Raw genomic sequence first — 1,570 nt, forward strand, 5'->3', positions numbered from 1 at the left:
CAGCCGACACAGCGCAGGGCATTGCCGCAGGTCCCGACGGGGCCACCGTCCGGGTAATGGTCGCCGGGGTGACCGGGTATACCGGTGCGCTCTCGGCCTGGCTGGTCTGGCGTCACCCCGGCCTGGAACTGGTGAGGATCACCGGTCGCTCGGAGCAGGGACGCAGGCTCAGTGACATCTACCCGCGATACGAGGTGCCGCTGGAGATCACCGACCCCGGCATCGAGGCCTTCGAGGAGGCCGAGGCCGGTATCGTCGCCTACCCTCACGGCGCATCTGCTCCGGTGGTAGCCGAGATGCGCGGCATGGGCCTGAGCGTGGTTGACCTCTCGGCCGATTTCAGGCTGGGCGATCTCGCCACCTATGAGCGCTACTACGGCCCCCATGGGGCACCCGAACTGCTCGACGGTGCCGTCTACGGCCTGCCGGAGCTGAGCCGGGAGCAGATCCGCAAGGCCGGGCTGGTGGCCGGACCGGGCTGCTACCCGACAGCAGCCCTGCTCGCCCTCGCGCCGCTGGCCGAAGAGGGTCTGATCGAGGATGTCGTCATCGATGCCAAATCGGGCGTCTCGGGCGCGGGGCGCAACGGTGGCGAGGCGACGTCTTTCGTCGGGGTGACCGAGAACGTCACTCCCTACAAGCCCGCCGACCACCGCCACCGGCCGGAAATCATCGAGAAGCTCGACCGCCTCGCACCGAGCGGATCCGGCGCCGACCACCTCACCTTCGTCCCCCATCTCGTTCCGGTCGACCAGGGCGAGCTGGTCAGCTGCTACGTGCGTACTTCGGGTGATCTCGAGCAGGCCGAACTCGACCGGCTCTACTCCGCCCGCTACGACGACGAGCCGTTCGTCAACGTCGTATCGAGCCCTCCAGGGATGCGCGACGTGCGCTCGACCAACCGCTGCCACATCCAGCCGGTCACCGGTAACGACCGGGTCGTCGTCTTCGCGACGATCGACAACCTGTGGAAGGGCTCCGCCGGACAGGCGATCCAGAGCCTGAACCTGATGCTCGACATGGAAGAGACGGCAGGGCTTTGACCGGGCCGGCCGCCAGCCCGGACTTCTTCAGCTCCCGGTACTCCGCGCTGCCGGTCCAGATCTTCACCTACGCCGGTCGACCCCAGGCGGACTTCCGGGTCCTGGCCGCAGCCGGCGTGATCTTGATGCTCGCCGTCGTGCTGTTGATGAACTCCGTCGCCATCTGGCTGCGCAGCCGGTACGAGGACAGGACCTGAGAGGACCGACCCCATGACCATCGATCAACACACCCTCGAGGCAGCTCCCGTGGCACGGAAACCGATCGACACCGACATCGATGTCCGCACGGGACGGTCTGCCGACCACCGAGGCGCCGAGGTCACCTTCGCCCTCGACCGGCTGCGCGTCCACTACGGCGACGTCCTCGCTGTGAAGGACATCTCGATGGAGATCTTCCACAAGGACATCACCGCGCTCATCGGCCCGTCAGGCTGTGGCAAGAGCACCCTGCTGCGGTGCTTCAACCGCATGAACGACCTGATCCCGAGCGCCCGGGTGGAGGGCCAGCTCCTCTACCACGGTGAGGA

General features: G+C 67.3%; 3 protein-coding genes. All 3 read left to right on the forward strand.

Annotated elements, in window-relative coordinates; translation table 11 throughout:
* On the forward strand, positions 1 to 1,043 hold a 1,043-nt coding region (argC, locus tag VB714_RS21355), incomplete at its 5' end, for an N-acetyl-gamma-glutamyl-phosphate reductase (protein ID WP_323226710.1).
* Positions 1,040 to 1,240, forward strand: a complete 201-nt coding sequence (locus VB714_RS21360; protein WP_323226711.1) for a hypothetical protein — start codon at positions 1,040 to 1,042, stop codon at positions 1,238 to 1,240. The genes argC and VB714_RS21360, both read left to right, overlap by 4 nt.
* 13 nt (positions 1,241 to 1,253) lie before the next feature.
* On the forward strand, positions 1,254 to 1,570 hold a 317-nt coding region (locus VB714_RS21365), incomplete at its 3' end, for an ATP-binding cassette domain-containing protein (protein WP_323226712.1).

The organism is Spirulina sp. 06S082, from assembly GCF_034932145.1.
GTDB lineage: Bacteria > Cyanobacteriota > Cyanobacteriia > Cyanobacteriales > Spirulinaceae > CCY15215.